Annotated in this window: 17 protein-coding genes; 7 read left to right on the top strand and 10 right to left on the bottom strand. The window is 32.4% G+C overall.

From position 1 onward, the window contains the following. Positions 1-5: 5 nt before the first annotated feature. Together CHRYMOREF3P_RS00995 and CHRYMOREF3P_RS00990 are read right to left on the bottom strand one after the other, a co-directional pair. Positions 6-1,379, bottom strand: a complete 1,374-nt coding sequence (locus CHRYMOREF3P_RS00995; protein ID WP_180563639.1) for a RagB/SusD family nutrient uptake outer membrane protein — start codon at positions 1,377-1,379, stop codon at positions 6-8. Positions 1,380-1,389: 10 nt separating this feature from the next. Next, a complete protein-coding gene (locus tag CHRYMOREF3P_RS00990) occupies positions 1,390-4,380 on the bottom strand; it encodes a SusC/RagA family TonB-linked outer membrane protein (RefSeq protein WP_180563638.1) in 2,991 nt (996 codons plus the stop codon). 641 nt (positions 4,381-5,021) lie between these two features. On the opposite strand from CHRYMOREF3P_RS00990, the gene CHRYMOREF3P_RS00985 reads away from it, so the two are divergent. Then, positions 5,022-5,330, top strand: coding sequence for a helix-turn-helix domain-containing protein (locus CHRYMOREF3P_RS00985; RefSeq protein WP_180563637.1), 309 nt, complete (start codon positions 5,022-5,024; stop codon positions 5,328-5,330). 222 nt (positions 5,331-5,552) lie between these two features. Here CHRYMOREF3P_RS00985 and CHRYMOREF3P_RS00980 read toward each other — a convergent pair whose 3' ends face one another. From CHRYMOREF3P_RS00980 to CHRYMOREF3P_RS00965, 4 genes are all read right to left on the bottom strand, one after another. Then, positions 5,553-7,130 (bottom strand): hypothetical protein, encoded by a 1,578-nt coding sequence (locus CHRYMOREF3P_RS00980; protein ID WP_180563636.1) that lies wholly within the window; start codon positions 7,128-7,130, stop codon positions 5,553-5,555. A 23-nt stretch (positions 7,131-7,153) separates the two neighbouring features. Next, positions 7,154-8,662, bottom strand: a complete 1,509-nt coding sequence (locus CHRYMOREF3P_RS00975; protein WP_180563635.1) for a restriction endonuclease subunit S — start codon at positions 8,660-8,662, stop codon at positions 7,154-7,156. Further along, positions 8,649-11,042, bottom strand: coding sequence for a restriction endonuclease subunit M (locus tag CHRYMOREF3P_RS00970; protein WP_180563634.1), 2,394 nt, complete (start codon positions 11,040-11,042; stop codon positions 8,649-8,651). The genes CHRYMOREF3P_RS00975 and CHRYMOREF3P_RS00970 overlap by 14 nt, the downstream gene beginning before the upstream one ends. A 357-nt stretch (positions 11,043-11,399) precedes the next feature. Continuing rightward, on the bottom strand, positions 11,400-12,299 hold the full coding sequence (locus tag CHRYMOREF3P_RS00965) for a COG2958 family protein (RefSeq protein ID WP_180563633.1): 900 nt from the start codon (positions 12,297-12,299) through the stop codon (positions 11,400-11,402). A gap of 220 nt (positions 12,300-12,519) precedes the next feature. Here CHRYMOREF3P_RS00965 and CHRYMOREF3P_RS00960 point away from each other — a divergent pair, with 220 nt between their 5' ends. After that, complete coding sequence (locus CHRYMOREF3P_RS00960) at positions 12,520-13,659, top strand: DUF3800 domain-containing protein (protein WP_180563632.1); 1,140 nt, start codon at positions 12,520-12,522, stop codon at positions 13,657-13,659. A gap of 93 nt (positions 13,660-13,752) precedes the next feature. Here CHRYMOREF3P_RS00960 and CHRYMOREF3P_RS00955 read toward each other — a convergent pair whose 3' ends face one another. Together CHRYMOREF3P_RS00955 and CHRYMOREF3P_RS00950 are read right to left on the bottom strand one after the other, a co-directional pair. Then, positions 13,753-14,166: a hypothetical protein gene (locus CHRYMOREF3P_RS00955; RefSeq protein ID WP_180563631.1), complete on the bottom strand. Its 414-nt coding sequence runs from the start codon at positions 14,164-14,166 to the stop codon at positions 13,753-13,755. Between the two features lie 41 nt (positions 14,167-14,207). Continuing rightward, entirely contained in the window at positions 14,208-15,476 is a 1,269-nt protein-coding gene (locus tag CHRYMOREF3P_RS00950) for a DUF3945 domain-containing protein (RefSeq protein WP_180563630.1), read from the bottom strand. Between the two features lie 210 nt (positions 15,477-15,686). On the opposite strand from CHRYMOREF3P_RS00950, the gene CHRYMOREF3P_RS00945 reads away from it, so the two are divergent. The 5 genes from CHRYMOREF3P_RS00945 (at position 15,687) to CHRYMOREF3P_RS00925 (ending at position 20,406) form a co-directional block, all read left to right on the top strand. After that, positions 15,687-16,757, top strand: a complete 1,071-nt coding sequence (locus tag CHRYMOREF3P_RS00945; protein WP_180563629.1) for a hypothetical protein — start codon at positions 15,687-15,689, stop codon at positions 16,755-16,757. Continuing rightward, a complete protein-coding gene (locus CHRYMOREF3P_RS00940) occupies positions 16,747-18,540 on the top strand; it encodes a hypothetical protein (RefSeq protein ID WP_180563628.1) in 1,794 nt (597 codons plus the stop codon). The genes CHRYMOREF3P_RS00945 and CHRYMOREF3P_RS00940 overlap by 11 nt, the downstream gene beginning before the upstream one ends. 37 nt (positions 18,541-18,577) lie before the next feature. Then, on the top strand, positions 18,578-19,273 hold the full coding sequence (locus CHRYMOREF3P_RS00935) for a leucine-rich repeat domain-containing protein (RefSeq protein WP_180563627.1): 696 nt from the start codon (positions 18,578-18,580) through the stop codon (positions 19,271-19,273). Positions 19,274-19,314: 41 nt separating this feature from the next. Beyond that, the gene (locus CHRYMOREF3P_RS00930) at positions 19,315-20,118 is read left to right on the top strand and encodes a GIY-YIG nuclease family protein (RefSeq protein WP_180563626.1); all 804 of its coding nucleotides are present in this window, start codon (positions 19,315-19,317) and stop codon (positions 20,116-20,118) included. A gap of 84 nt (positions 20,119-20,202) precedes the next feature. After that, positions 20,203-20,406, top strand: a complete 204-nt coding sequence (locus CHRYMOREF3P_RS00925) for a hypothetical protein (RefSeq protein WP_180563625.1) — start codon at positions 20,203-20,205, stop codon at positions 20,404-20,406. On the opposite strand, the gene CHRYMOREF3P_RS00920 is transcribed toward CHRYMOREF3P_RS00925, so the two are convergent. Next, positions 20,399-21,658 (bottom strand): exodeoxyribonuclease VII large subunit, encoded by a 1,260-nt coding sequence (locus CHRYMOREF3P_RS00920; protein ID WP_180563624.1) that lies wholly within the window; start codon positions 21,656-21,658, stop codon positions 20,399-20,401. The genes CHRYMOREF3P_RS00925 and CHRYMOREF3P_RS00920 overlap by 8 nt on opposite strands. Positions 21,659-21,738: 80 nt before the next feature. Further along, positions 21,739-24,132 (bottom strand): DNA/RNA helicase domain-containing protein, encoded by a 2,394-nt coding sequence (locus CHRYMOREF3P_RS00915; RefSeq protein ID WP_180563623.1) that lies wholly within the window; start codon positions 24,130-24,132, stop codon positions 21,739-21,741. Between the last annotated feature and the right edge of the window lie 5 nt (positions 24,133-24,137).

The raw sequence follows: 24,137 nt of genomic DNA, 5'->3' as shown, positions 1-24,137 counted from the left end.
TGATTTTAATAGCCTTCATTTTGAGGTTTTAAATTGGGATTTAACAAAATATCCTGCTGGGGAATTGGCCATAGTTTATGAAAAGACTTCCAGTTAGGCTTTCCCTGTATAGATATATCCAGCTTTCCGACTCTTTTCAAATCGAAGAAACGATGTCCCATCTCTGTAAAAAACTCTCGCCGGTTTTCCAATATGATCTCACTGAGTGCTTCTTCTTTTGATAAAGGCAATGCTAATGGTGCTATTCCTGCCCTCTGTCTGGTTTTATTGAGGTAAAAAAGGGCTTCATCTATTTTATTTTGCTGAACCAAAGTCTCGGCTAAAAGAAGATATACTTCTTCCAGCCGGGCAATAATTGAATACTCCGTTGTATTCCCTGTCCTGTTTTTATATTTCTCAGCTCTGTACCAGGTTGTTCCGTTAAAAGTTACCGATGCCATCCAGTATTGTTTTCTGAGATCTGCGGGATAAAATGTATTGACAAGGCCAGTACTGAGAGCGGTCATTGAAGGTGCTGAGTTGTTAAAATAATAGATTCCGGACTCTTTGGTGCCGTCACCGGAATTTTTAGGTTTCAGCTGCCAGAGAATATGCGAACCGGATTTGTTAAAGACCTTGGTAATATCATTCTGAAACTGGTACATCGGACTTTGAATAATGCCCTTTAACAGAAACTCAGCCTCTCCCCATCTTCCCTCCAGCAAATAGACTTTAGTCAATAGCAGTTCCGCCATTTTACGGTTAGGAAAAATCCTCTCCGTATTTCTGTAGTTGTCCTGAAGCAGGCTGATGGATTCTTTAAGATCTTCACTCAGATGTATAAGCACCTGTGCCTTATCAGTTTTTGAAATCGACTGATTAACCTGATAATCGGTAGTTGTCGGATAAGGAATATCTCCATATACCTGCTGAAGGTATAACAGAAGCATGGATCTGACCATTAATGCCTCTCCTTTGATTCGGTTGCGGTCTGCCTGGGAAATAGACTTTGACTTTTCAATGCCTTCCAGTATGGCATTGGCCACATAGATCTGCTTATATGAAGTTGACCAGTCTGTATAAATACTGACATTGGAATCGTTCTGAAGGTTTTGGGATATCTCCGGTAGTCCATTGGTTGCCGTAGTGGAATAAAAATCCAAATCATCAGTGTAAAGCCCTAATAGTCTGCCCGATTGATCTCCTGCAAACGGCGAGTTGTCGCGCAGTCCTGAATATAATCCAGCCAAGGCAGCATCTGCCGTCTGTACATCTACAAATACCTGATCTGAAGCAATCTGATTGGAAGGCACTTCTACTTCAATCAGTTTTTCACAGGAACTCATATTGTTTAGTATTAAAAATCCTGTTATGATATAGAATTGTTTATAAAGTTTCATTGTACTGGTTTTAAAAGTTAATCTGCATGCCGAAAGAATACGTTTTTAGAGGCGGCAGAAATCCTAAAGATGAAAACTCCGGATCCAGCCCGAAATACTTGGTCCAGGTATAGAGGTTCTGGCCCTGAAAATAGATCTTAGCTTCTCTGATGAGCTTCCCCTGCAGAGGAATCCGATAGCTGAGCTGAATATTTTTCAACCGAATGAATGACCCATCGGACACGGTGGCATCACTCATCTGAAATAAACTGTGCAGGGGTGATGCGGTAGCATGATACGGCATATACAATCCATTCGGATTGTCGGGTGACCAGACATTCAAGGCCTCTACAGGAAGGTTCCGCATCAGTCCGGGGGAAGACATCTGATAATTAAAATTGCGGCTCTGCTGTTTGACAAACTGGACAAGAAGTGACAGCGACCAATTTTTATAGCTGAAATTATTGCTCCAACCCCCGAAAAACTCTACGCCTATATTCTTAATAATCTGCCTGTCATCAGGGGAACTGATCCTGCCGTCACCATTGTAATCCGAAAAGATATACTGACCGTTCTGAGGATTGATACCTTCCAGATGATACAATTTTATAATATTAACGGATTGCCCAATTGCATAAGAGTTGGCATAGGTAGAGCCTTCCAGTCCCGGGAACGACAGAAGCTTATTCTTCGGAATGCTTAGATTGGCAGATGTTTCCCATTTAAAAGCTCCCGTAAACGGACGGCCCGCGATCTCAAATTCCCACCCCGTATTTTGAATGGTGGCATCCAGATTGGCCAGCACTGAAGTAAACCCCGTTACCGATGGAAGCTGATAGCCTACCAGTTGATTCGATGAACGGTTGCGGTAATGGGATGCCGTAACATGAAATCTGTCCTTAAAGAATCCCATTTCGAGTGCGGCTTCTAATTTGACGGTTTTCTCCCAGCTGAAATTAGGATTGAAAAGTTTGGAAGGAACCAGTCCTGTTACATTATTATATCCTAAGGTAGAAGTGATAAACGTATCGTTATACTGGTAGTTCCCAATATTATCAGTTCCGGATGAGCCATAACTTCCTCTCAGCTTTCCAAAGGAGAGCCAGGACAGTTCTTTCATAAAGCTTTCGTTGGAGAACAGCCAGGCCGCTCCCACCGCCCCGAAGTTCGCAAACTTACGGTTGGTTCCAAAGCGGCTGCTTCCGTCTCTTCTGCCCGTAATATTAATGATATAGCGATGGTCAAACTGATAATTAAGTCTTCCGAAGACGGCTGTATACTTATATTCTGTTTTGGTCTGGTCCGAGATCAGTTTTGTGGTAGCTGCGGCAATATTTTCAATAAATGCATTACTGGTAAAACCATATCCCTGTATGGCACCCTGAGTATTCAGATCACTCTGATAGGTACCTCCGGCCAGGACATCCACCTGATGGCTATCTTTTTTAAAGCTCCAGTTCAATTGCGGTTCCAAAGTGTAGGACATTCTGCTTTTATTGCTTTGTAACGCCCTGGAATTGGCAGGCCCTATCCCTAATGATGGGTTATAGATCGTACTGGGCTGCAATGACAGTTCATCAAAGGTCTGGTAACTGATTCCTCCATTGAGTCTGACCTGTACATTTTTCATAAGTTCGTAATCCGCCGTGAAGTTATTCATGAACTGCACATTGTTGTTGGAATAAGTACTGTTATAGGCAGCCAAAGGATTATCAAAAGTATAGTTCTGCCAGTTGATATTTCCTCCTGAATCGTACAGAGCGGGAGCATTGGGAGCCAGAAACAAAGCGCTGCTGGTATTGTCCAGACTGATTACATTATGTTCCAGCTTTGAAAAGAGTGTTGACATGGTAAAGTTCAGACGGTTGTCTGCGGAGCGGTGTGACAGGTTACCCAGTAAGGTATTGGTTTTATACCTGAAATCTTTGGCAAAGACCGTAGTCTGCTCATTGTGTCCGTAACTTACCAGAAAAGAGGTCCTCTCCCCGCCTCCCGATAAAGACAGCTGGACATTGGAAGTTACAGAGGTATTGCCGAGAAGTGTTTTGAACCAATCCGTATAACGGGACTGGTCCCATGTTCCGTTGATATCATAAGCAGTGGCCGGATATACGGTAATTCCATCATTCGCATAGGCCTGTCTGCGCATTCCCAGATATTGCTCCGTATTCATCATGGTAAGATTGGAAAGGCTGTTGCTTAAAGCATAGGATGTATTAACGGAAAGTCCTAAAGATCCTTTCCTGGCCCGTTTAGTCGTTACCAGTACCACGCCGTTGGCTCCTCTTGAACCATAGATAGCCGTGGCATCTGCATCTTTTAAAACCTCGATGCTTTCGATATCATTAGGGCTGATATTGCTTAAAGGATTTAGGTTGGCATCTGACAAAATATTGGCACCATAAGTAGCAGTCATTCCGCTTCCCACGGGGACACCATCTACTATATATAAGGGCTGGCTGCCATCGATTTCACTGTTGGCATAAGTTCTCAGACTGTTGCGCCCTCGGATCTGGATGCTGTAGCCACCACCCGGAACTCCTGAATTCTGGGTGATATTTACTCCTGCCATTCTTCCCTGTACGGTTGATAAGACATTGGAGACAGGCTGGTTTTCTATATCTTTTGCTGAAACTTTGGCGATACTACCGGTTCTTTCTTTGTCTTTAACCTTGTAGTAGCCAGCGTTGAGAATAACTTCTTCGATTCCCTTTACTTTTTGTTCTAAGCTGATATTAACGACCGTCTGATTAGTGAGTCTGAATTTTTCTTCAGCATAATCAGGATGTCTGAACAATAGGATGGAATTTTCTGCTGAAACCTGTAATGTATAGGTTCCGTTGTTGCCAGTCATTGTTACCTGATCACTACCCTCTTGGGAGATTACGACTCCTGAAAGAGGTTTACCTGATGAGGTTACGGTACCGGAAATGTTGCGTGTCTGGGCTTTTACAGTAATGCTTACAGTTGTAAACATGAGCCCAAAGAAAATGCCTCCTATATGGTAATAGGAATTTTTCATAGATTTGTAAAGGTTTTTAATTTAATTAATAACTTAACCATGCTCTTTCCCGTTGGTCTGCAAACTCTATGGGAAGGGGCTTTTTTCTTTCTTCTGATTTTAAGTTGAGTAGTTTTTTTGATTCATTTTTTAGATAAAGACTTTCCTGATGCCCTTTGGTATGAAAAAGGACTGGTGAGGTTCTGCAATCAGTGACCTTTAGGGCACCGGAAAGAATTTAATATGAATGAAATCTGTGTCCCGTGTAAGCTTAAAAAGCCACAATAGGCTGTACCCTCCTATTGTATCGTGCACTCTGATACTTATGTTGTAAGCGGGCTTAGATTTTAATGTAGAGATAAAGCGAACAGCATGAAATAAAATGGCATGGGAACTCTACATTATCCGAGCAGAGGCACTGGTATACCCATAACAACAGATAAGAGAGCCCACGCCTAGGTCGTGAGCTTCAAGCCTATCATCTCGTTGTTATTTGAAAATTACCAGTTTTCTGCTTCGAGATTCTAAGCAATAGCTTCTAATATTTCGTTGAAGTATCGCAAAGTTACATTATCTGTAACTTATCTTACAAATATAATAAAAAAACAATAGAAGACATATATATCTTCATGAAAAGTATTTAAAAGATCAAAATTTACTACATGTATAAATGGCAGGTAGAAGATTTAAAGTTTCAAATTGGTAAATTAATTCAAGTCTATAGATTAAGGAGAGAATTATCCCAATTCCAGTTAGGATTGGAATTAAATATTTCTAAAGATCATGTAGGTAGAATTGAGAGAGGATTGACAAATCCAACAATTGAAAATATCGTAAAACTTAGCAACTTTTTAGACATTGATATATTTTCTCTTTTCACAAAATTGGACGCAAAAGAATTGAAAAAAATAGAATTAGAAATTGATCGTTTACAAAAAGAGTTTAAGAATAAAAATAAGAGAAAATCCTAAATTAAAATTTAGGATTTGTATTTACTTATCAATTTCTTTGTAGTATCAGTTTAAAACTGGTGAACTTATTTCTAAATTATTTAACCTGTTTTTTCAAAACTTGACTCTCGTATTCATGAAATTTTACGGTTTCTCTTATTTTGTTATCATTATCGTTCGCAATAGATAAAACTGTAAATATGGTTTTCTTAGCTATTTTTTTGATCTAGATTTAGACATAACCTAAATTAAATTGTAGTATTTCTTTAAGCTTTCCTTTAACATATCTACTAATTGTAGAGTATCATCAAATCTTAACTGCTTAATGCTTGTTAAGTTAAACCCCACTTTATCATCTTTAAATTTTGGATCATTGCTTTTTATTATAATGAAATTCTCTTGATTTAATCCTTTTGCTTGATTTAACCCCATCATATAACCCAATTCATGATAAACATTACCATTATGTTTAGAAATATCAACTATCAACAATCCAGACTCTTCTATCTTCTTCAAAATCTCATCATTGATATCATATGAATATCCTGCTTCAAATTTATCTATTCGCAATTCTCGCAGTTTAATTTCTAAATCATATGTGTTATTGATCTCTTCAGTTGCTTTTTTAATTGCATCATAATGAGATTTTGTTTCGTTAGAAAATGCCATCGAAACAAATATTTCTTTCTTCTTAGCTTCGGCAATATTTGAATAAATATCAATTAACGATTTTGGATTGATCCCCTTAAGATTATAAATTTGGTTATTCTTCACCCAATTGATAAACAATTTAACATTTGCAGCTCTTGATATTTGTAGATAAACGCATGCTATGGTAATTTCGAAACCATCTAAATTTTTCAACAGTTCATCATTACCAAAGATCTGATTAATTTTACTAAAACTTTCTTTCAGGTTCTTGATACTTTTCTCTGATTTTGAAATTTCTTTTTTCTCAAGTAGCAGATTAACTAATCCAATCGTAAATGTTCGAGGATTTTTCACAAACAATTCTCCCAAATTTGGATATACGTCTTTTATGTTTTCAGGTAAATCTTTATAGATTTTTCTAGTCGCAAAATACTCCCAACCAAATTTGTCTCTTAAATATTGATCTTGAAAATTATATTCATCATCAATAATTACTTTTAAATTTTCTTCCGATGTTAGAGGAATTGTTTTTGTATTGATGTTGTGAAATACAACCTTATCAAATTTTTGATTTGAGTTATTTTCAACTTTTTTACTATTTCCATCTTGATCAAATTCTTCTTGAATTAATACATCATTTAAAATAATGCAAAATGGACAAATCATCTCTTTCACTTTACCGCTGGTTGCAACTTCAGCCGCCTTTAACCTATGGTTACCATCTATACGATGAAATGGATGTTTCCCTTTTTTGATTAAATCAGCTAGATAATCATCATCTAATAGTAGCTCAACGAGATCCAATGAATCTTTGTTACGTACATCATTAACTGATGTATACTTTTGTTTCTTTATTTTTAAAGAAAACCTATCAATGTTTGAAGTAAATTTTGAAGTTAATTCCAATTCAGCAACTGCACCAAGTCTTGAGTCTTTCGGTTTGAGACTAGTTAAATCCTTTCTAAGTTTGAGACTTAAAATTACTTCTGGAAAAAATAAAAATTCCTCATTATCTAAAAATGTAGCGATCTCTTGCTGTTGTGCATATATTGGGTTTCTCTGATAGCTGTAATCTGCAATAGATATCCTTGCTAGCTCTTTAATTGGAGCAAAGCCCCTAATACAAATTTGGCTACTTAATGATCTATCTAAAATTCCTCGGATTATCATTTGTTTAATTTGGTTTAGTTTTGTTATCCTAATATAATTTGTTCTACTTCTTGTTTTGCTTTTTCTAAAATTGAATTTGCCTCTTGTCGTAATTTTCTTGATTTGGAACGGATTTCTACAATAAAATCTGCAATCTTTATCTGTTTGTTTAAATCAATATTTCCATTTGAATCAATGGGAAGAACAATATTCTGATTTAAATATGCTGACATTATCAAATTGCGGATCCCATTGGTTTGACTCTGCATAGCTTCTGTCAATTTGATATTATAAACTGTTTTTAAAAATGAAAATAAATAATTTGAATTTACTACTGTTTCATCGACGGTAATTTTATGAATAAAATTACTAAAAGCTAAGGCTCCTTTATCTAGATAATCATTAGTTATTAAAGCAATTCTACCGACTGGTTGATCTGGACTTCCTCCTGACTTCTCAATTAACAAATCTCCTTCTTTAATATTTAGTTTAGATAATTTTTCCTCCTTTATTAGTCTATATTTTACCCTAGAATTATCAAGAGTTAAATTATAATCATTATTAAACTCTGTTGCCCTTATTACCAAACATTTTTTATAACCTTCTATATCAATTCCTTCATTTTCAATCCCCCAATCACCTGCAACACTTTCTACCAAAATATCTTTCAGTCTTTTAGTTGTAAACTTTGTTCTATCTATATTTTTGATTGCTTGTTTTAAATCTGTGGTTGTTCTATCATACAATTTAGGATCAAATCTACCGCCAGATATATCACTAAACATAGTCGTAAAAATACGAGCTTCTAAACTGCTATTTTTTACAGGTAAAGTAATGCCTAACTCATTTAACAAATAACTATCTATACTTGCTAATAAGTCTTTGGCTTCAACTTCTTTGGCTTGTTTTTGAGTGTAAGCACTATTATAAATGTCTACAATTTGTTGTTGGATTTCTTTTGAAGGAATAGGAACTTTTAGATCACTTATATTTTTTAATATAATCCTTTTTAATGCCGATCCACCCATAGATCGCTTTATTAAATGGATAACAATATTACTTTTTAAGATATACTCCAAATATTGAGGTAAAACCTTATCTGGTTTAGGGGTCAAAATTGCGAGAGATGATAATACTACAAAATTATTTTCTTTAACTAAATGCGTCTTACCTATCGTGCCATCTTTAGAAAATAAGATATCATTAATACTAGGTTGGCAGCCATTTTTCACTAATTGTGAAAAATCTTTATCAGAAATTTTCAAACAATTTATCAAATCAATTTCGCCATCATCATTTAAATCTTTTACAGTAATATAATTTTTAGTATAAATAAAATTACTTTCTGGCGAATGATGTGATCCATCAGTAACCTTTGATAATACTTTGCTTAATTTAATGAATTTACTAGTAGTTGAATTTTCTAATTTCTTAATCAATTCAACAAAGAAAGGTGTATAAAAATTAGAGTCAATCACATTCTCCAATTTAGAGCGTTTTATCAAAAAAACTTTCTTTGTATCTAGTGATTCTTCCAATTTATACTGTTCCATTCTCTATGTCTTTTATAAATTGAGAAACTGCTTTTAAAATCCCTTTTTCTAAAATAGTTTTTTTAGTACTTATTTCATCTTTATCGTCATGGATATCGTAACGGCGAGTTACTATTTCATCAAACAAATCATGCGAAAGATGTTCAATAATATCTTTGTATGCACCTTGTATAATTTCTTCTTTTGAGACTAAATTTGCTGAACGTTTCCCTGCAGCATCAAAACCAATATTATCAGCAATAGCCATTAAAATTGGGTAGTCAGGCAACTCATTAGCACGAGCCTCTTGATAGGCTTCATTTAATTGCTCTTTTAAATCTGCTATCTTATCTGCAAATTGTTGATTGATTTCTGATTTCCATTCTTTAAATTCCTCACTATCTTTAATAGCTTTCATACTCACCAAACCAGTCCTATTTGAAAAACCTTCTAAATCTTTGATGACTTGTTTTTTCTCATTTTCCCAACGCTCAATTGTTTCCTTATACTGAAATTTTGTCAACAGCTGGTTTTGAATTTCTACTTTTTTGTCTCGTAAATATTCCGTCTGATTAACTTTATGTTTACGTAGAAAAACCACCGAACTTTTCACCCCTGCGCCTGTGGCAGCAAAAGCAGTTTGAGGCATGGAAACGACAGAGACAATACGGTACCAATCTTCTATTGCATCACGTACATATTGTAGAGAACTATTTGTTAAAATACCATCCGGTATAACAATAGCTAAAAATCCATTTGGAGCAAGGAAATTGTAACATTGCTCAATAAATAAAACTTCTGTACTTTGATTATTACGAGTTTCAAGCTTCAATTTATTTTCCAAATCATCATCTAATTCCACTTTACTAAAAGTATTAGATTTTTTAAGATCGAGCCAATCAGGTTGTTTGTTACCCAAGAAATACTTTTTAAGGTATGCTTTTTCGTTTTGCTTTATAGCACTGCCAAAAGGTGGGTTGGTGATAATAAAATCAAATTTATTATACTTGAATCCTTTATTACTGGTGAATTTGAAAATATCTGAATCATTCACGAGTCCATCAACAGCCACAACATTTGTGTGACCATCATCATGGATAATCATATTCATTTTTGCAGTTCTGGCAATCTGTTCATTTATTTCAATACCATATAGGTTTTTCTCTGCGAAATTATGCCAGTAATCATGCCAACCATTATAATCGTCCTTATCATCTTTATGTTCGGGAAACTCTAAGTCAGCTTGTCTTCTAACTTTATCTAATGCATGAAGCAAGAAACCACCACTACCGCAAGAGGTGTCTAATACTAAAGAAGTATTTTTAATTGGCAAGGCTTCAACTATAAATTGTACAATAACCCTAGGTGTAAAATATTGTCCGAACTCACCTCTAAAAAATGATCCCATAAAAGTTTCGAAAGCACGCCCCTTACTATCTAAATCTGTTTCATTAAGATTTATTTCTTGCAAATAGTTTGTAATTGTACGAATCCGCTCATCACTTAATCGAATATCATCTTTAAAAACTTCTTTATCAAAATTTTTACCTGCACTATAAATTGCTTTTATTCTTTTAGCAAGTGATTTATTGGTGTTGTATTCTATTTCATCTTTGTTTTTTCCTTTTTCAATAATAATTTGGAACTGATAAACTTCTCCTTTTCTTCTTCTTTTTAATTGTCCACCTTCAACATTATACCGCTCATCCCAAATTTTGCAAAAGATTAATTTATCCAATTCATCAAATGCTTCAGAAGGATTTAGTTGACCACCCGCCCATAAAGCATCATGTGCTTGTTTAAAACGACGGGTTAACTCTTCTTCAGAAACAGTTTTTAATTCTTTGAAAATTTGTTTTTTTTTCTTTCCGTCTTTATTATCAACATATTCGTGAACCCCACCACCTTTAACAAATTGATATGGAGCAACTTCATCTGACCCATAATGTGGTAAATCTGGTAACTCTTCGCGAAGATCCTTTTCTTTATTAAAGCGATATATTGAGTTTAATAACTCTGAAGTGACCCAAATATATTTGATAGTTCCAGAAAGTGCATTTGCATAGCTAAATCCTTGATTTACGGCTTGGTTGAATTCCTGTTGAGAAACTTTTTGTTCTTTACACTCAACGATAATTTTAGGACTATCCCAATTTTTATCTTCATGAACTATAATATCTGCTTCTCTCTTATCAGATCCCATTGTAACCATCCTGAATTGTTCTATATGTTCCACAGGATAACCATACTCTAGCACCAAACGTAGAAAAATCTCTGCTTGAACTTTTTCTTCAGGATTTGAAAAATTTCTTGATTTATCTTGGAATAAATATTTTATAGTTTTTTGATCTTCTGAAATGGAAATCAAACCTTTATTGATTCCTTCTTGTAGTAAACTCATTTTTTATTTTATTGAATTTATTTCTTTAATGTTTTTGATTAGTACGTTGGCAATTTTAGTCATAATATTCTATGAAGTATGGTTTAGTTTAATTATGATGCCATCCTATTAATGTTATCTTAGATTTAATTAAAAAAATAGAATCTTCAATTTTGCTGATCATATCTCCTTCAAACTGAGATAATTTATAATTAGAATCCTTTAAAAACTCAGATAACCTCATCTTTATTTATCGTCTTTTATTTTGTTTAATACTAACTTTCAAAGATACGAAAGGTTAGAGCTCAATACTAATTGTTTTAGTATTTACATAGATTTATCTGTACAGCAAATATTAGTTAGCTAAAAACTAAACAATTACAAATTCTCAATCTTCTCAACAACATCATATTCCTTCTTATGAATCTTCTTACTCGTTAAATCGATCTTAACAGTTTCAATAAAGTCCTTAAAATCATTATTCATAGCTAGTTTATTCATTGTTTCAAAGTCCAAATCTTTCTTATATTTTGCTGGAAGAATCACGTCTGAGGAATGTGGATCTTCAAGATCAAGCTCTATCACACCAATACCAAAGGAAGCAGCTAACCTAGACAATTCATTCATAAAATCTTCATCTTCTGATATTCTGGCAGCCACCAAATAAGACTCATTTGCCCAAGAAGAGTTAGAAACACATTGAAAGAAACTTTCTCTTAAGTTAGCAAAACTCAACTCTCTTTTAATTTCAAATGAATATAAAACGACTGAATTTACACCAACAGCCCTGCTAAATTCATTGATTTCTTGTTTCCAGTCCTGCATCCGATAGTAGCACCCTACCATATCAGGATGTACCCATTCTCCAAACTCTTTCTTACTAGAAATATGATGCCTTATTGTTTTGGTATAACAATTCAAATGATAATAAACGAAGTAGCTTAGGTACTTATGAAGATCCTTTTCTAAAAAATCAAACTTCTTTTTTTTCAGTGGTGGCAGATCTTCAGGAATTGTATTTTCATAATCTTCTAACACCCCTTCCATTGATTTTAAATAAAATCTTTTAGGTCTTGAATCCGTTTTAGCAAAAACTGATTTCGGATTATCTTTGCTATTCACATAGATCTGAGCTCCTAATGTTGACCATGGAGTCTTTCCCTGTGAATTTAATTTTGTATTATATCCTTTTTCGACAGCAAAGTTCCAAATCTCAGTGGCTGTCAATGGTTTCTTTTCTTCTTTTAATATGGATTGAGCTAGCTCTAGAAAGGTCATGGTAGTTTGTCTTTATTTCTTAAATTACATAGATATCACTATGTAACATTATAATTTTATGCTAAAATAAGAAAAGAATAAAAATTAGTGAGAACTACTACACAAAAAACTTATAACAGGAATTTTAATTTTAAAGCACCGTAAAAAAATTCTTTACCCTTGCATATACAAATTGTATCCGTAACTTTACTATCTACATATATAAAAATCACTTAAACTGATGATTCCCGCTAAAATTTTTATTGACGAATTTGGTAATACACACCTTGATCTATCCAAAAAAGGTACATTTTCACATTTTATCTACACATCTGTCATCATCAAAGAAACTGACACAGAAAAAGCAAGAAAAATTCTAAAAGAAATATGCTTCAAATATAGATTAGGTGATGATTTAAAATCAAAGAATATTAAAAGTAAAAACTTTAAAAAGAGAAAAGATATTTTAATCGAATTTCTTGAAAAGTTAGATTTTGTTGTGGACGTAATGGTCGTTGATAAGTCTAATTTATCTGGTGATGGACTGAAGATTAAAAAAACATTTTACAAATATTTCCAGTCTTTATTTGTTGAAAAATATAATAATATATATGAGAGCTATTCAATTAATGCAGATAAGGTTGGAGAAGAATTTAAAATTGAACTCCAAGATTATGTGAGAAAGAAAAGCATAAGTCGTGATTTATTTAACCCTGACAGGAATTTTGAGATATTTGATGACAAAGATGAAAAACTGATACAAATTGCTGATTTTATCTCTGGCTGTTTAGGAAAAGTATTTTGCACAAGCCACTTTGATAAACAATACATTGAACTGTTTAACCTGCTGCATGCAAGAACGTCAATTTCTTACTTTCCTTTTGAAAGCTATATTACGAAAGAAATAGAGAATAAGCCTGAACTTGATAGGCAAATTATGAAAATGAACTATCAGCTGATAGAAAAGTTTTTTGACTCTTCAAAAAGTGAGAAAAGCAAGGAAAAAGCAAGGCTATTAGAATATCTTAGATTTCAGTCTGAGTTAAACCCTAATCGCTTAGTATCAACAAGAGAATTACTAATCTATCTTAATAATTTCTTTCCAAACATAAAAAATGAAAGAATTAGAACCTTAATAAGAGATCTTAGATATGAAGGATTATTTATTGTAAGCCATTCAGGAAAACCTGGTTACAAACTTGCTACGAAATATTCCGATGTTTCTGAGCACTTTAATCACTTTTTAAAATATGTTGTACCTATGCTTCAAAAAGTAAAAATTTTGAATCAAACATTGTCACAAAATTCTTTCAATGATATTAATCCTATCGAAAAAGATCCTAACATGCAAAAACTTAAGGAATTGGTAGCTGGCATCTAGTATTTTAGAAGATTATTAATTACTTTGTAAGAGCCAACTGTTGAAATAATTTTCAGGACAATAAAGAATTTACCAGATATTATTTAACATCTACTATATTGTAAAGGAATCTTTTTTAAGTTTATCCCAATTTGAAAGAAATAGAGGATTATTAAGTGTTGAAATTGTAATAATTCCTCTTGTCGAATATTGTCTACACTGATCATATGCTTCCTGTCCCGTTGCAATATAAAAATCTGGCGCTGACATTTGATCAGCATTCAGGTTAACAAATATATAGTAGTGATTAAGGTTAATCCTCTCTTTCATTATTGGCCAACCGTTATTTTTTCGTTTGTAAATTGCTTTAACCTGAATGACAAACTTTTTATCGTCTTTCTCTGCAAGAATGTCTATTGCTTTGGCATTACCCATAGTAATTCCTACACTGAATCCTCTCCTAAGAAGTTCAGCCGCGACAAAGTATTCGCCAGAAAGGCCTGTACTATTTCTTTGTATTTCTGCCATTTTTTTCTACAATTATATGAAATGTTTTTTATTAACTAAAATTAAATACCTCTTCTCCTTTTCTTCGACAGACCGTCTGTTTCCCTCCACATATTCTTAAAAGAAAACTCAAACTTTCCCACCCTTTTATCAAATCTCAAATACCCCTGATATTTTTTCCCTTTCCGATCTACGAGCCCATCAATATATGCCACCTCTCCTTTATTCAATTTCTCTACCTGCCACAATCTCAATTTTTCCCCTCTAAAAGTAGCCGGAACGTCTGTTTTAGAATTAAGATTTGAATCCAAATTCAAATTACTAATATTACGAGGAAATAAAAACTCAACATACCTTTTATCTGTATTAAACTGAACCGTTGCGTTAAAAAGTGTGCCTCTCCTGGAAAGCATATTTTCAATATACAATGGCTTTCCCTCTTTTAGCGTCTTCTTCTGTAATTCATCCAGTGTCACCCCTTTTATCACCAAAGGAATTCTTACCAAATCAGCTCTAAGCGGCACTAAGTCATTGGTCAGCTTATCTCTGCTAACCAAAGAAGGAATTACTTCTCCAGTTATAGGATGTATCAACTCCACCACCCTTCCCATATTCCCAATTTCCAGTAATTTTTTTTTATCCTCTTGGCTGAACTGATGCCCAAAGAAAGGTTTTGTGAAATCACATTCCTTCCTAATAGGATGAATCCGAGTTTCAAGCTTTCCTACCTCATTAACCTTTAAAGACAAGCGCGCATCCAGTATACTGACAGCTGTTCCAAGGTCAATCTTCACCGGGATAAGCATTGGTGTTTTATATCCCTTAAGCAAAGATTCCAATGCTCCCATACTTTCCAGCTTTTCTCTGGTCAATCCAATCTGAGACATCATTTTCCAATCCACTTGTTCGGGATCAAATTGATAACGGTCTTTTCGAGTTCTAGCAATATATTCTTTCTGCGCCTCCACTTTATCTATAGAAACGGAGTATTCATTCAGTTTTTCTTTTTCATCATAAGAAGCGGTATCAATATAATGTTGTAAATCTTTTACAGTCTGCTCGGCTTCAAATTCAGTCACTTTAAAAAATGAAAACTCATCCGGAGTTTTTAGCTGATGATAGAATGTACTGTACATCTCTAGAAAACGGTCATCTCCCCGATCAAAACGCAACCCATTTTTATAAGACTCCCTGGAGACATCAACTATTAGCTCTCCATTCAAATCAACTCCTTGTACTATACCTATGGTATTGGTTTGGCGGTGAAGAGCAAGTAGGGTATCCTGAACTTTAATTTTTTCAGTGGATTCCTTACCATTATTTGTTTTCATAACACTGTATTATTAGAAACTCAAACTAGTAAGTTATTCAATAGCAATCGATTAAGTAGTTGAAAGATGTATAGTTTGGCACTAGACTTCATACTCGGATGAAATAATGTTTGTTTTAAATTGAATAAATATCTATTTTTATGAAATTCTCAATTGACTTGTATATTATTCATATATCAAAGTCAATGAGTTGAAAAAACTAATCCCCGAATGAGTCTAAAACAATCAGTTAAAAAGGAAATTAAATCTAAATTTCCAAAAGTTTATAATCATAAAAATAATACAATTTTAGATATCCTCAGTTGGATATTCAGCAGAGGGTTTTGGGCTGTCTTTCTTATTTACTTAGCTTTAATATCCCTAATTGTTCTGTATACAATATTTATAGATTGGGACTTTTTAAAATTTTTTACAATTAATTTTGATGATACTATTAAGACTTTTACGACTGGTATAATTACATTAGTTTCGATGAACTTATTTGTAACCAATCTTTTATTAACACATTTAAAAGATGAAAGAGACGAGATTCAGTCTATCATTGATAAGAAAGTAAATTTTAAATTCATTACCTATTTAGGTTTTACCCTTATCATTTGTGTCTTAAGTTTATATTTCGTAAGCCCAAGCATTAGAAATCAAAGTGTGAAAAGCAATATTTTAATCTTCATATTTACTTCATTTGCTACCTATATTTTATTACTGGTTTATTTGTATAATACTGTTTTCAAGTTTATACATAAAACAAAAAGGACAAAAATCGTTAAGTTAGAATTACATCTTGAATTTTATAAATCTTTTTACAATCATTATTTTAAAAAAAGATTTAAGGAAGAATACAAACATTTAATGGAGAATGAATTAAAGTTTATATCATATCCTGTCTGGCAGGAAATTGAAGGAGTTAAACATTATGTAAAAAAGAACAAAAAAAATGTTTATTTAAGTGATATTAATATTTCCGCTATTAAAAACTTATCTGAAAAGATGGGAGATACGAAAAAATATTATCATGAACTACAGTTGGGAAAACTATATGAAAAAACCAATGATATTAAATTATTTGCATTACAACCAAATCCTAATATTAGCTACAAAAACATCTATTCATTTTCCTCAAAAAATAATTTACAATCTGACTATTCCCAAGAATATTTACAAAAGTTATTGAAAAAAGTAAATGACAATACATTAAGTAATAAGTTTAATGAGCTTGATGATAACCTACAGAACTTAGATGATATTTACACTGAATTTATTGAATTAGAAAATGAATTATAACTTAAACAAATATTACGATACAGTCTCTTTTAATTATATAAACGAGATTTTTTCCACAATTTTTCAGGATATTATCAGTGCATCTGAAAAAGACCATCCACAATCCTTTGAAAAATTGTTAAATTTTTTGTTATACACGTTGCAAAGCAAATCTTTTAATAAATCATTAAATGCATTTTCTAAGTCGGTAAGCTTAAGTGTTAGTATATTCCCTTATTTATCACCAAAGTATAAAACTTCGTTGATCGAAAGAATGTTTGAGTCTTTGCTATCAAAAATCAGCTTCATTAATGATTATGGGAATATTGATGTAAAGTATTTAGAACTTTCTTATTTACCATTAATCAATATTTTTAAATTAATTCTTCAGGATGATGATCATGAATTATTTAATATTGCTACATCTAAATTTGAACAAACCCTTTTTAAAATAGAAAATAAGGAAGACCGAGAGAATTTCTTTTTTTACTTTAACACCACTTTATTGAGTTGGATATATTTTTTAAAACATAAAAACTCAATCACTTTCGATAATTATGACATTAGTTATTTTGAAAGAAATTTAGAAGACAGAACATATGAGTATGGTTTCAACTTTTTAAACCATTTTTTCGACCTTTTTGATAAAATTGAAAACAGCAATTTGTGGGCTGTTAAGGAATGGGAAATTAAAGAAGCTCCAGTGAATCAATTTTATCATGCTTTAACTCCAAATACATGGTTAACATATGGTCTTACAATAATACTTTTCAAATTTGAGCATATTATTAATGTAAACGATGACCTAAGCGAAATTATAATAAGACAAAAATTTAACTTCATTGGAGATGATATCAAAGATATTTTAGACGATATAACACTTGAAAAAGATGAATATAAAAATCTGATTTCTAATTCGGTAGGTAATCAAAATACAGAAACTACACTTAATTTTAAAAAAGAAAAAATTCTCAATGTATTCTCTTTTCTGAAAAAAGAAGTTGAAATAGATTATTATAAAAAGATAAAAGAAATTCCACTCTCTAAAGAAAAAATTGATGAGTTTCGAAATAATGTTGGTAAATTATGGGAAGAAAATACGATAATTCTTTCTATACTTAAAAGCCTTGGAAATTTAGAATTCTTACCTAACGATGATGAGGTGAAAGGCTATGGTTTCTTTCAAAAACTTTTAAAAATGAAATTTGCTTTCATTGAGGGAGAATACTACCAAGGCATCATTGGATTAAATGACTTTGGTGGTCATCTTGCGAGGAGTATTGACAGTTCATTCTTTGAACTTTTGCAAGATGATAAAATTATAATTTCAGGTGATCCTAAAGGAACCGTATTAAATTTCATTGAAGAAACACCTGACAAAAGCAATGTTGTAATATTTGCAAACTGGAGAAATGCTGATAAACTTCAGGATTTAACTTATGAACACAATACTACACGTCCCCTTTTCAGCAAAAAATTTAATGGAATTCCTGTCATACACCAGTTTTCGAAATTTAAAAATCATATTTTGGTCGTAGATTTTTCTTTAATTAAAGGCCAAATATACACAAGCAAAAATCCGAATTGGTATAAGAATCAGTTAATTGTTGAAATAACCGAATCGCAAAAAGGAGATATTACCGACAACAAGATTAAAGAATGGAGTGAAAAAGATGGATATCACTATAATGAAGATGAAATCGATATATTGGAAAGTAACAATGTAAATGCGAAGATTATCCTGAAGTACGAATTTATAATTTCTGACGATGCACGGTACATTATTATCGATCCACAGTCATAAATATGTTATTAAAGACTCTATTATTACCTTTTATAAAATGAACAGAATTATAATATCCCTTGCAGTCATTCTATCCATCAATATTGCTGCACAAGAAATTCCCATTAAAGACAACAACCTCAAAACGGCTCTCTTACAACAGTTCGATCAAAACCATAACGGAAAATTAGAAGTTTCAGAAATAAACACCGTAACCGAACTGAAACTGGACGAAAAGAATATTTCAGAATTAAGCGGCCTTGAATACTTTCAGAGTTTGAAAGAACTTAATCTGCGCAAGAATAATATTTCAGATTTTTCTCCTGTAAACAAACTTACAAAGCTTGAAAATCTTTATATAGGTGACAACAATAAAATTGAAGTGCTAGATTTAAAAGGTTTAGTTAATTTGAAAGGAATTTATGCTTTCAGATTTGGATTGACCAAAATTCAGTTAAACTCCAAAAATATAAAATACATCTATTTACAGGATAATTTATTTACTGACTTCGATACCAGAGAATTTACAGCCCTCCACACACTTAATCTTGACGGATGTAAACAGCTGTTCAACCTTGATCTATCAAAAAATAAAGATTTGGTACAATTGTATCTACTCGGTACATCAATTAAAGAGCTGGACATTACGAATAATAAAACCCTAAAAACATTCTATATCGAAGATTCAGTAAAATTGATTAAAGGTGCTGATCAGGAGGCAACGAAACGTGCGCCTATTATTACAGTTAAATAAACACAGTCAAAATAAGACAGCATATAATATAAGTAAAGAAAATGATTACCATACAAGAACTGCTTTATAACAGGGGGTTAGAAAAGAATGTAAAAGTTAAACTAGTAAGACACAAAGACGGAAGACAGAATTTATATCATCTTTATAAGAATCACCGTTCAGAATTTCTTGCTTATCAGAGTTCACAATCTAAAGATGTTTTTAAAGATGTCGATTATATCGTTTCGTTTATTGGTGAAGAGGGTGTCTTCGCTCGATTTATTGGTGTTTATCAAATTACATACAGACAAAAGTTTGCTGAAGACTGCTTTCATTATGAAATGATAGAAGTACCTGAGCAATATGACGATCTTAGAGAAAGAGTTATTATCAAGTGGAGCAATGCTATTTCCTGGCATCAATGGATAAAAAATGAAATGGAAGTCATAGAGATCAAACCCGGGCTTCATTATAAGCAGTTTACAGATTATTTCGATTTTATTCTAAGTTTTAGCGAACTGAAAGAAATAGTAACGAATCAATACAGCGACTGGAAAAAGGTACTTTCCATAACAAAGGGCGTGTATCTTATCAATGATACCCAAACAGGCAAGCTTTATGTAGGATCAGCATACGGTGAAAATGGAATCTGGGGTCGCTGGTCAGCTTATGTGTTAACGAATGGTCATGGAAATAATAAGATGTTAAAAGAACTTCTTGATTATGATCCCTTACATGGCAACTATTTTCAATTTTCAATTTTAATGCTTCTTCCGAAAACGATAACTGCTGACGAAGCCATCAAAAAAGAACGTCTTTTCAAAAATAAACTGGGAACCAATTCATTTGGTTTAAACAATAATTAATCAACCTTGAATACATAAATCTTATTTCATTTATAAAACATCAATCGGTTCTAAATTCATATTGGAAATCATTATCTTTAAACAATGGAAAACAGAGATTTACTCATCATAAAATATCTATCAGAAGGCTATAAGGTCACAGAAATCAGCGAACAACTAAGCGCCCACCACTCCATAACAATCAGTGAAAGTTTAATCGAAAAAAGATTAAGTGCTCTCCGGAAGCAGTACCAGGCAAAAACGCTTTTTCACTTAGGCGTTTTACTCGCTAAGGAAAAAATTATTTAAAAAGAGTAGCCAATACAAAACCAACAATTAACGAAATAATCACAGCAATAATAATCTTGGAATAATCCCCTTTGCTTTGCTGAACTTCTGTAGTCAGTCTGGAATTTTCTTTCTGTAAAGATTCCATTCCTGCTTTTAAAAATGCGGCCTTCTCATTAATAACAGATTGCAAATTCTTTTCGTATAGTGCGGATATTTCTTTTTTATAATTATCCATCTCCAGCTGTCTTTGTTTTTGCTGTTCAGCGAAGTTTTTCTGTGTATCAATAAGTTGCTTAGAAGAAATCTCCTGTAGTTTTTGAAATTCTTCCGTTTTTTTAGCAAGTTGCTCGGACAATGTTTTCACTTGCTCAGTAAATTGCTTGCTAACATCTTTTTTAACCTCATCAATAAGCAACGCTCTTGAATTGGACTTTTCGTGTAGTAGCTTTTCTACAATAGCGTGTAAACCCGCTCCATAATCGTGAGGTAAATGAAAACGCTTATCAGCGAGTTTATCCAAAAGGGTTTCATCCACTGTATGTCCAATAGCCGTTACCGTCACTGCTGGTAAATTAATAAAGAGTTTTGATAATGTAATATTATTAAAGGTTTCCATGCTTTGCCGATCTCCTCCCCCTCTGACTAACGCAATAATATCATACTCAGATTTAGAGACTTCCTTCAGTTTTTCTGCAATGGATGTCGAAGAGGTAATGCTGCAGGTATATTCAGAAACCTGAATATATTTCTGCGAAACATCAAGTCCTTCAGCAAAGTCTCTTTGAACAATCGCATTATTTCCATAAATATTCGCAATTCTGATAGGCTCTTCTTTTAGGATTTTATTTCTGATTACCGTTTCCAGATCCGTTGATCCTTTTTCTAGTTTATCCTGTATAAGTTCGTACCGTTGTAACTCTTCTTCTGAGATTGCTTTCTCTTCCTGTTGTATGATTTCATCTACCACAAACCTTAACTCAACAGAAGAGTTTTTTATACTTTTTTCAATATATCCACGTAAAGTATACACCTCATTATTAACAATCTTTGTTCTTAATAATGCTGAAATTCTAACTCCTATTGAAATATTATCCGATTCCGAAAATAAATTATCGTAATAGTAATTACCATACGCTTTGCCTCCACCATATGCATATCTACCTTTTAGATAAATAAGATTGATTGTTGCGCTAATCTTTAAAGCATTGCTAAATAGACCTAGTACAGATGAAGGGGAATAAGTCTCATATCCCTTATCAATATTTTGCATTATGAAGATAGTATATATTTTACAAAGATATTCTAAATTACAAATACGTAAATAAAAGCAATTTTAGATTCGTCTATTATCTATTTTAATATTTTTATCTTATCCGGAAACGCACTTGCATACTCTAATAAAACTTTACCTAATGTAGATTCCGAATCTTTTATATTAATATAAAGGGAGTTTATAGCTCTAGTCATTGCCATAATAACAGCAGTAATCGCGTAAGCATTTCTACGATCATTATCACTGTAATATAAATCATTTAGTAAATACATACTAGCATCGTCATCATTGTATTTATGAACAAAATATTGGTCAAGAGCAAAGCAAAAAACGGAATATGCTTCTAGGCCTCTACATGATTCGTAATAAATCATTCTGGCATCATTATTCTGAGGGATGGGGAGTCTATTTTTACCCTCAACTGTCCCATTCCACATGATAAAGTTATTATTATTACTAAGAAGATCTGTAAACTTCCAACTTCTTCTAAAACTTCTTTTTACTGAAATATTATCATTTTCAGTAACAAACATTTTTTCTTCTGAGTTCTCTACGCTAAGTATATGATCAGATCTTGAATCCAATAAAAATAGTAGATTTTCATATGCAGAATATCCTGTAAGAAACCCCTCAAAATAACGCTCATCCACTGAACTCTTCAGTCCATCATCTGAAATAGGTCTTAAATCTAAGGTGAGTTTACCTGAATCTTCCTCTGAATCAGGTATAAGATTAATCGCAATATTAAATCTTTTAGCTATAAAATTAACCAAATGAACAATGTTACTCTTCATTCTGTAGGTTCTATTGTTTTTTGAGAATTTTTGTGTAGGATGTTTTTTCCCTACACAGACATCCCAATCTAATACTTCTCCAGTTCGGATAAGTTGTTCTTTCCCTCCTGATGAAACAGTAAAGTTATTATAACCAAAGACTGTCATTAAAATATCTCGTTCTATCTTAGTGCAATCATGAGCCTCATCAATAAATATTTTTCTACCACGTAACCGAGATCTTATTCTATTGCTAATTTTTAAATTAAATGTTTGTCTTGAAAAATACTTTTGATTTTCATTATCTAATGAAAAATGATCTTTTAAATATTCTCCTTTATTAGCTATATTAAAATCATCATAAAACTGATCAGTCTGCTTGAGCACTTTTAAAGTTTCTTTTAAAATATTATGATAATCAGATACAAAAACTTCTTTTTGGAAGTTTGATATTAAAATTTTTTTTCGATTTTCAATAAAAAATTGAATATTTTTTGATAAAGGAAATTTAGGGTCATAGTTCTTTTTAATAAGAAAATTAAGAAGAAGTATACCTGCTTCCTTTAAATCTTTTGAAAGGGTCAAATCATTTTGTATTAAAGTTTTTAAATTTTCTGCATCAAATCCGATTGCTGGGTTGATATTGTTATTTATAAACTGACCTACAATCTCAGTACGTTCCTTAAGTGTATTCAACAGTTTTTGCATTCTATCAAAGTTGATTATAAGCGATACTCCTAATGACTTCACAAGATGAAATAGATAAAAATGAATTGTATTGACTGAAATTTCACCTATTTTTTCGAAATTAGTAATATCTCTATTTTTTGTTCTCTCATTCAGTAACGCATTATGTCTATGTTTAAGAATTTTAGCAACGTCATTAACTAATAATGTGTTATATGATAGAAATAGTACATTATTGCCACTCTCCATTATCCTACTAGCAATATTAATTAATTCCATTGTTTTACCTGTGCCAGCCCTTCCTTCAATAATTATTGTTTTTGTTCCTACGTGCTCCAAAATATTATCTGATGACTTTCTCTTCCTTACTATATAGTTAAGTTTCTTTTTTGTTAGATAACCGTAATTTGAATCTTTCGATGCCTGGTCAAAAACTCTTTTTATATCATAAGAAAATGTATCAAAAGATGAAGAATACCAATTTCTATAGGATGAATATAGGCTATAATTTCTATTTTTCAAATATTCGATAATAGTATGGAAGTCCAAATTATTATTTAAGATAATATTTTTTAAAAAATGAGGTTTATCACTTTGTGCAAAAATGACAGGCTCTACCATTACAACTTTAAAATCGCATCTATTTTGAAGAAAAGTTCTAAAACTATTATTAAGCATTTCAGCATCTCCCTCAAACATTTCAATCAATAATTCATCGTGAATATCTTCGTATGCAAATCTTTCATTAGCAATTTTTATAGGAATAATTATATTTCTAAAATCTTTACCAAAAAAATTATATGGACTTTTTTTACTACCTACCGAGTCTGTCTTAATAAAAATTATTAAATCAATATTTGTCTTTGGAGTAATTGCTAAAGGAAAATTATTGAATATTATAATATTTGTTCTATAGTTTTCATCTTCATAAAATTTTTCAGCAGATTGATGAAATAAAGTTGGATCAAGATAAGGAGAATATCCATTTAGGTTAATGATTTCAACACTCATACTTA

Origin of the sequence: Chryseobacterium sp. JV274 (assembly GCF_903969135.1) — a bacterium.
In the GTDB taxonomy this organism is placed as follows: domain Bacteria; phylum Bacteroidota; class Bacteroidia; order Flavobacteriales; family Weeksellaceae; genus Chryseobacterium.
Note: the sequence above shows the minus strand (reverse complement) of the source record. Positions and strands in the feature narration are given on the sequence as shown.

Excerpts from the sequence above, each read along its gene's own strand:
- CHRYMOREF3P_RS00945 (WP_180563629.1), top strand. The coding sequence starts at position 15,687 with ATGAGTCTAAAACAATCAGTTAAAAAGGAAATTAAATCTAAATTTCCA.
- CHRYMOREF3P_RS00920 (WP_180563624.1), bottom strand. The coding sequence starts at position 21,658 with ATGCAAAATATTGATAAGGGATATGAGACTTATTCCCCTTCATCTGTA.
- CHRYMOREF3P_RS00955 (WP_180563631.1), bottom strand. The coding sequence starts at position 14,166 with ATGGCAGAAATACAAAGAAATAGTACAGGCCTTTCTGGCGAATACTTT.
- CHRYMOREF3P_RS00980 (WP_180563636.1), bottom strand. The coding sequence starts at position 7,130 with ATGATAATCCGAGGAATTTTAGATAGATCATTAAGTAGCCAAATTTGT.
- CHRYMOREF3P_RS00975 (WP_180563635.1), bottom strand. The coding sequence starts at position 8,662 with ATGGAACAGTATAAATTGGAAGAATCACTAGATACAAAGAAAGTTTTT.
- CHRYMOREF3P_RS00970 (WP_180563634.1), bottom strand. The coding sequence starts at position 11,042 with ATGAGTTTACTACAAGAAGGAATCAATAAAGGTTTGATTTCCATTTCA.
- CHRYMOREF3P_RS00965 (WP_180563633.1), bottom strand. The coding sequence starts at position 12,299 with ATGACCTTTCTAGAGCTAGCTCAATCCATATTAAAAGAAGAAAAGAAA.
- CHRYMOREF3P_RS00995 (WP_180563639.1), bottom strand. The coding sequence starts at position 1,379 with ATGAAACTTTATAAACAATTCTATATCATAACAGGATTTTTAATACTA.
- CHRYMOREF3P_RS00960 (WP_180563632.1), top strand. The coding sequence starts at position 12,520 with ATGATTCCCGCTAAAATTTTTATTGACGAATTTGGTAATACACACCTT.
- CHRYMOREF3P_RS00985 (WP_180563637.1), top strand. The coding sequence starts at position 5,022 with ATGTATAAATGGCAGGTAGAAGATTTAAAGTTTCAAATTGGTAAATTA.
- CHRYMOREF3P_RS00925 (WP_180563625.1), top strand. The coding sequence starts at position 20,203 with ATGGAAAACAGAGATTTACTCATCATAAAATATCTATCAGAAGGCTAT.
- CHRYMOREF3P_RS00940 (WP_180563628.1), top strand. The coding sequence starts at position 16,747 with ATGAATTATAACTTAAACAAATATTACGATACAGTCTCTTTTAATTAT.
- CHRYMOREF3P_RS00930 (WP_180563626.1), top strand. The coding sequence starts at position 19,315 with ATGATTACCATACAAGAACTGCTTTATAACAGGGGGTTAGAAAAGAAT.
- CHRYMOREF3P_RS00935 (WP_180563627.1), top strand. The coding sequence starts at position 18,578 with ATGAACAGAATTATAATATCCCTTGCAGTCATTCTATCCATCAATATT.
- CHRYMOREF3P_RS00950 (WP_180563630.1), bottom strand. The coding sequence starts at position 15,476 with ATGAAAACAAATAATGGTAAGGAATCCACTGAAAAAATTAAAGTTCAG.
- CHRYMOREF3P_RS00990 (WP_180563638.1), bottom strand. The coding sequence starts at position 4,380 with ATGAAAAATTCCTATTACCATATAGGAGGCATTTTCTTTGGGCTCATG.
- CHRYMOREF3P_RS00915 (WP_180563623.1), bottom strand. The coding sequence starts at position 24,132 with ATGAGTGTTGAAATCATTAACCTAAATGGATATTCTCCTTATCTTGAT.